Source organism: uncultured Sphingorhabdus sp. (assembly GCF_937872355.1).
Taxonomy (GTDB): Bacteria; Pseudomonadota; Alphaproteobacteria; order Sphingomonadales; family Sphingomonadaceae; genus Sphingorhabdus_B.
On the sequence record NZ_CALMSV010000214.1, the window covers coordinates 1 to 6,338 of the forward strand.

General features: G+C 54.1%; 7 protein-coding genes. 4 read left to right on the plus strand and 3 right to left on the minus strand.

Annotated elements, in window-relative coordinates:
- Positions 1-310: helix-turn-helix domain-containing protein (locus Q0239_RS14120; RefSeq protein WP_298603965.1), on the minus strand; the 310-nt coding region annotated here is incomplete at its 3' end.
- Positions 311-490: 180 nt separating this feature from the next.
- Between Q0239_RS14120 and Q0239_RS14125 the strand changes: the two genes are divergently transcribed.
- Entirely contained in the window at positions 491-844 is a 354-nt protein-coding gene (locus Q0239_RS14125) for a hypothetical protein (RefSeq protein ID WP_298603967.1), read from the plus strand.
- Between the two features lie 184 nt (positions 845-1,028).
- Here Q0239_RS14125 and Q0239_RS14130 read toward each other — a convergent pair whose 3' ends face one another.
- A complete protein-coding gene (locus Q0239_RS14130) occupies positions 1,029-1,841 on the minus strand; it encodes a DUF4344 domain-containing metallopeptidase (RefSeq protein ID WP_298603968.1) in 813 nt (270 codons plus the stop codon).
- A 210-nt stretch (positions 1,842-2,051) separates the two neighbouring features.
- On the opposite strand from Q0239_RS14130, the gene Q0239_RS14135 reads away from it, so the two are divergent.
- Entirely contained in the window at positions 2,052-4,145 is a 2,094-nt protein-coding gene (locus Q0239_RS14135) for a bifunctional (p)ppGpp synthetase/guanosine-3',5'-bis(diphosphate) 3'-pyrophosphohydrolase (protein WP_298603970.1), read from the plus strand.
- Here the strand turns inward: Q0239_RS14135 and Q0239_RS14140 are convergent.
- The gene (locus tag Q0239_RS14140) at positions 4,142-4,576 is read right to left on the minus strand and encodes a hypothetical protein (RefSeq protein WP_298603972.1); all 435 of its coding nucleotides are present in this window, start codon (positions 4,574-4,576) and stop codon (positions 4,142-4,144) included. The genes Q0239_RS14135 and Q0239_RS14140 overlap by 4 nt on opposite strands.
- Positions 4,577-4,947: 371 nt before the next feature.
- Here Q0239_RS14140 and Q0239_RS14145 point away from each other — a divergent pair, with 371 nt between their 5' ends.
- Both Q0239_RS14145 and Q0239_RS14150 read left to right on the plus strand, forming a co-directional pair.
- Positions 4,948-5,115, plus strand: a complete 168-nt coding sequence (locus Q0239_RS14145; RefSeq protein WP_298603974.1) for a hypothetical protein — start codon at positions 4,948-4,950, stop codon at positions 5,113-5,115.
- Between the two features lie 4 nt (positions 5,116-5,119).
- Entirely contained in the window at positions 5,120-6,301 is a 1,182-nt protein-coding gene (locus Q0239_RS14150; protein WP_298603976.1) for a radical SAM protein, read from the plus strand.
- Positions 6,302-6,338 lie beyond the last annotated feature (37 nt).

The following is a 6,338-nucleotide window of genomic DNA, read 5'->3' on the forward strand; positions in this document are numbered from 1 at the left end:
CACCCCATTGGCGTAGTGCGATCATAGTTGTCAGAAAATCGAGCCCCTTGGCGGTGAGCCGATATTCGACGCGGCGGCGGTCATCAGGGCAGGGGCTGCGGTGCAATATGCCCGCTTCGGTCAATCGCGTCAGGCGGTTGGCAAGGATATTCCGCGCAATACCGATCTCGGTCAGAAATTCTTCGAAATGTCGGACGCCGTTAAAGGCGGCGCGCAGAATCATGAACGACCAACGCTCGCCAATCGCCTCCAATGCGGCGGGTAGGCCACAGTTTGCGACTTCGCTCAACGGCTCTCTCAGTTTCCCCATCGGTCTGTCCTAATGTGCCTGCAAAAATTTGCCAGCCGAATATCAGTTTTCAGTTGCAACTTAAAACCTAGTGGAATAGATGGCGATTCGCAACTGGTTTTCCAGGGGCTCGAATTCCGGTCAAGCCTGATATGGGATGACGGGGTTCGACAAACAAGGTCCAGATAAAGGATTGTAGACATGAACCTCTCCCAAACTTCTTCGCGCTTCGGCGCGCTCGTCGGCGCGGTCGCAACCAGTGCGGTGCTTCTTTTTGCCGCACCGCAGGCCCACGCCAACAGCGGACGTTTTTACACCGTCGAATTGGCACAGCCGGCTGCAACCTCAAAGGCTGTTGTCCGCGGCGTTGTCTTCCAATGTGAAGGCACCAGCTGCCGCGCGCCTGTTGCCACCTCGGCTCCGCGCAATGTGTGCGCCAGCGTTGCCAAGGAATTCGGCGAAGTGACCAGCTTCAAGGCTGGAGACCGCGTTCTCGAAGCAGATGACATCGCAACTTGCAATGCCAAGAAAAAGGTCGTTCTCGCAAAGGACTGATCTTTCCGATTTCGAGAGAATTTCGGCCGCTCTCACACACCGCGGTCGGTTGACAGGCCACCCCTTCATCCGACCCTAAGGCCGAAACAAACTGCGCCGGATTGCGCTTGCTGCCTCCTCTCCCCCTTGTGCAGCGTGCGCGACCGGCGCTTTTTGTTTGACCTGTAGACCTTACTTGTCGGGGCTAAGCCGGCTCCGGCTTCAGGTGGCTCTCCATCAACCGCTCCCAATTGCGCGCGCGTTGTTTATATTCATAAGGGCATTGCTCGGCACGTTCCTTTGGTAGAATGTCGTCGCTGACCAAGTCGGCATAAGCTTCGCTATTGCTGCCATAGATCATGCACATCAGATGATACATGCGTTGCGCATCCAATGAGTGCTGACCCCAGAAGGGCAGGGAATCCATGTCCTCCATCTTCATCGCCAACTCTCCAAATTGCTGAACCACCGATGCGATCATGACACCGCCGCTGCCGTCTTCATTGTTTTCCAGCAGCAGTAGTGCAGCCATATCGTCGACGGCGTCCTCCTCCTTCCCCGTAATGGGTAGGTCGAGCTGGTGTACCAGCGCATGGCCCATTTCATGGTAGAAAAAGAAGATGCTGGCGAACATCATGTCCTGGCCAATCTCCTCATCATTTTTCCCCGCAGTAGCCGCGTTTTGGGCAAGCATTCCCATCAGTTCGTAGCACATTACGAGTTGCTGTGACCGGGGCTCGTAAAAGGCATTGGCGGTGTCGCAATTGCGAAACTGCACCGATAAATCGGCCGGTAGGCGTATGGTCTCACTCACACCATTCGCCAGATCTTCAAAAATGGCGGCATCGCGAAGAATGGTGGCAAGCTCATCGGATGCTTCGTCAATTCCGGGAGTGTAGGAAACCGATATGGTACCGCCTGCTGTGTCTTGGGTCGCATAAGCGGGGGCAAAGCAAAGCGCCAAAGCAAGGGAGCAGACAAGGCCTTTGGAAGCTCTTGAAAATGCACGCTGTTTCATATTGCCACTCCCCTGAGGCATTGAACGATAATGTAGGGTGAGCCTTTTGCAATTTCTTTCCGGCAATCGCTTGAGAGCTATGGCGTAAACCGCTGAAGCAAAGAAAAATTGTTTTTGGATCGCCTTACAATTCCACGCTGTTCATCAAGTTTATGCGGCTCTGTCCACTTTCCTGTTGCATCGCAGCGTAAAAAGCACATTTTGGCTTTGATGATGCGCCAATATGAACTGGTTGAACGGGTCCGAGCTTATGATCCGGACGTCGATGAAGATCGGCTCAACCGCGCCTATGTCTTTACCGTCCAGATGCACGGCACGCAAAAGCGGGCCAGCGGGGATCCTTATTTCAGCCATCCGGTCGAGGTTGCGGGTCTGATGACCGAGCTGAAGATGGATGAAGATACCATCATCACCGCTCTGCTTCATGATACGGTCGAAGATACGCTGACCTCAATTGAGGATGTCGAGAACCGCTTTGGACCTGAAGTTGCCCGGCTGGTCGACGGCGTAACCAAGCTTTCGAAGATCGAGGCGCAAACCGAGGATGAGCGTGCCGCCGAAAACTTGCGCAAATTTTTGCTCGCTATTTCCGACGATATTCGTGTGCTCTTGGTCAAGCTGGCCGATCGGTTGCACAATATGCGGACGCTGCATTTCATTAAGAGCCCCGAAAAACGCCGGCGCATCGCCAAGGAAACGATGGACATCTACGCCCCGCTGGCGGAGCGGATCGGTATGTATGAGTATATGCACGAGATGCAGCTGCTGGCATTCGAGCAACTGGAACCAGAGGCATATCAAACGATTACAGGCCGGTTGAAGCAGATCCGCGAAAATGGCGACAAGCTGATCGAGGAAATCAGCCAATCGATTGCCAGTTCAATGGAGCGTGCCGGAATCAAGGCCCGGGTGTCAGGACGTGAAAAGCATCCCTACTCAATCTGGAAAAAGATGCAGGAGCGCCATGTCGCGTTCGAGCAGCTTTCGGATATCAACGCTTTCCGGATCGTCGTCGAAGATACCGAAAGTTGCTATCGCGCACTCGGTGTATTGCATCGTCGCTGGCAAATGGTGCCGGGTCGGTTCAAGGATTTTATCTCGACGCCAAAGCGCAACGGCTATCGATCCATCCACACCACAATCATGTTTGCGCAGAATATGCGGGTTGAGGTGCAGATACGCAGCCAGGAAATGCACAGTGCCGCCGAATATGGTCTGGCCGCGCACTGGGCCTATAAGCAGGATGATGCGCCGGATGGGCAGGCAGGATGGCTGCGTGACCTGATAGAGATCCTCGAAACCAGCCAGGACCCCGAAGAGCTGCTCGAGAACACGCGAATGGCGATGTATCAGGATCGCATCTTCGCTTTCACGCCGAAAGGTGCCTTGCATCAGCTTCCCAAGGGTTCGACCCCGGTTGATTTCGCCTATGCTGTACACACGGACCTTGGCGACTGCGCTGTGGGGGCAAAGGTAAATGGCCGCCATGTGCCTTTGCGCACATTGCTGAATAATGGCGACATGGTCGAAATACTGTCAAGCAAGGCACATCAGCCGGAACCGGCATGGCTCAATTTCGTTGCTACGGGAAAGGCGCGAGCGGCAATCCGACGGCACGTTCGCCATCGCGAACGGGACGAACTTATCCAGCTCGGGCGTCAGATGTTCGAGGACATCTGTCTGCGCCTTCCAGGAAAAATTGGTGCCAAGGCAATAAAGGCTGCGCTTGGGCGGTTGCAGCTCGACAATGATGATGAAATCATGTTGGCGCTAGCCTCAGGCAAGCTGACCGACCGCCGGGTGATGGAAGCGCTTGTCCCAGGCTTCGATCCGGGCGAGGATGAGAAGGATTGGCCGTCGCAGGAACGCGCTATTTCCATCCGTGGCCTTACGCCAGGGGTGTCCTTTGAATTGGGCGAATGCTGCCATCCGGTGCCTGGGGACCGGATTGTCGGGCTGCGCCGTGAAAGTCGACCGGTCGAGGTTCACACCATCCATTGCGAACGGCTTGGTGGCGATACCGAGGGGGACTGGCTCGACCTCAGCTGGGGGCAGGGCAGCGATGGCGGTTCGGCACGGTTGCGCGTTATCATTCACAACCGCCCCGGCATGCTCGCCGAGATGGCGGGAATATTCGGTTTTCACAAAGCCAATATCATCAACCTGCGCATGACGTCGCGCGACGCGAGCTTCCACACTTTCGAGGTTGACCTCGAAGTGCACGATCTGCCGCACCTGATGCGCATCCTTTCCGCTTTACGCGCATCTGATGCGGTGGCGCAGGCAGACCGCGTCTTTGGCTAGCCTTCGACGGTGACAACGCCCCGTCGGCGGATATAGCCTTTCTCGATCATCTCCTTGCGATAATCGGAACGCGCATCGCGCAACTCGCGCCGATATTCGGCCCACGCCTCGCGCTCATCCTGATCGGATTTGGCGCGGCGCAGGTCCTTCCGCAATTCGCTTTGGGCCTCCTCAATGTCGGACCGATAATCATACCAATAATTGTTGCGCACACCTGCAATCGGACGGTCGAGTATCGCGCCATTTGCCTGGGTTGCGGGGTGCGCTGCTGCTTCCCGCGTCGCGAACAGCATCGCGACCAAAGCGGCGAATAACAATGGAATGCCGATCGTCGCGCGTTTTTTCCATGGATTGGGCGGCGGCCCCAGATGTAGCGGTTCCCTTCGGCGCGGTCGGGGCCGGTTATGCCCCTCGCGAAATACTCCTGTCATATTGCGACCTCCGCTGCCCCGCTTTTGTTAGTCGCCCTGCTATTCCTACCAAGCCGAGCTTAGCTTTCGCGCCGATGAACAGCATGGTCGCATGTGCGACGAACGGCTTTGCACGCGCGGTCAATGCAAAATGGCGTCGTTAAAAGACGCATGGATCGCAGTGTCGGGCTTTCGGCAATTGAGACCGGTTAACGAGGCGTCAGCCAAATAAGCATTTGCTGTCGTTTGCATTGTATAGAATTATCATAGAATAATATTTCAAAATACAGAAAATATGTTCTGAATTTTAGTTAATAATATATTGATTATTCAATATTCGATCAGAAAAAATAATATATAAATTCCAGAATCAACTGGAATAGGAGGAAACTATGCCTGACGTAGTCAAGCCGTTTGACATCAAGGTCAAAGGAAGTCTCGACGAAATAAACAAAGAAATCGTCAGGGGTCGCATTCTCGATGCTGTCATTAAGGACGCTCGATTGAAGCCAGGTTTCAATCCGGCAGCTATCAGCGTCGTCTTTGGCCTGAAATGGTAAGATGATGCTAGAGGAAGTAACCTTCGGAACCTGTATTTTGAAGGTTACTTCCTTCTGCAACCTGAATTGCTCCTATTGCTACATGTTCAACAAGGATGATCAGACTTACAAAGTCGTCCCCAAATATCTTGATATCGAAACATTAAATTCAGTTCTCGACTTATGCGAGCAATCAGCCGAACGGCGCGATGGCCATTTCTGCCTGGTTTTGCATGGAGGAGAGCCAACTTTGTGGCCGGTTGAGAGCTTCCGCTTTCTGGCGGAGCGGGTTGCCGATATTCAAAGCAGACATCCGGAATTCGAAGTCAGTCTGCAGACAAATTTATTGCGTCCTTTGCCCGTCGGTTTAATCGAAAGCCTGCGTAAAATGCGCTGCAAGATCGGAGTGAGCTGCGACGGTCCTGCTCTATGGAATGATCAGCATCGCTACGATCACGCAGGGCGCGGTTCCTATAATCGTATCATGCAAAACATCGCGAAGTTGGAACGCGAAGGGCACGGCGATTTGATCGGTGGGTTCCTGTGTGTCGCCAATCCTGACATCGAACCGCTGTCGTTTTTCGAATGGATCCAGCAATTGCCCGCGAAGCGGTTAGACATATTGTGGCCGATCGACTTCTATCAGGAATCTCCACCTTGGGCCGATGGAGAGCGAGACGTCTATGCACGTCTGCCAAAATATGGTCGTTGGATGTCCGAACTATATGCGCTTTGGTGGGAGAATGACGATCCCGAAATCGACATTCGCCAATTCCGTTCGACGTTGAACGTCAGACTGGGAGGTGTTGGCCATATCGACTCTTTGGTCAACGACCAGCTGGATATGTTCGTTATCAACACCGATGGCCGAATTGAATATCCCGACTATCTGCGGGCAACACCTGCGGGTTCGAGAGCAACGCAACTGAACGTCCGGACCTGTTCGCTTGAAGATATTGCGGCGGACAGCATCTATGCGCAGCTTTTCGAACTACGAGCCCATCTGCCGTCTGCCTGCCACCATTGCCGGCATCGCAGACTTTGCGGCGGCGGCTTCCTGCCGGGGAGGGCAAGTGCATCGCAACCTATTTCGAATGAACGCTCCGTTCTATGCGCAGATCAGTATCATTATTTTTCGACGGTTGAGCGGTTGCTGCAACAAGCAATGACCATCGGTCACCAAGACTTGCGGCGGGGGGCAGTGTGAAAAGGTTATCAGCGATGGCGAGCCAGCGAGGGGGCCA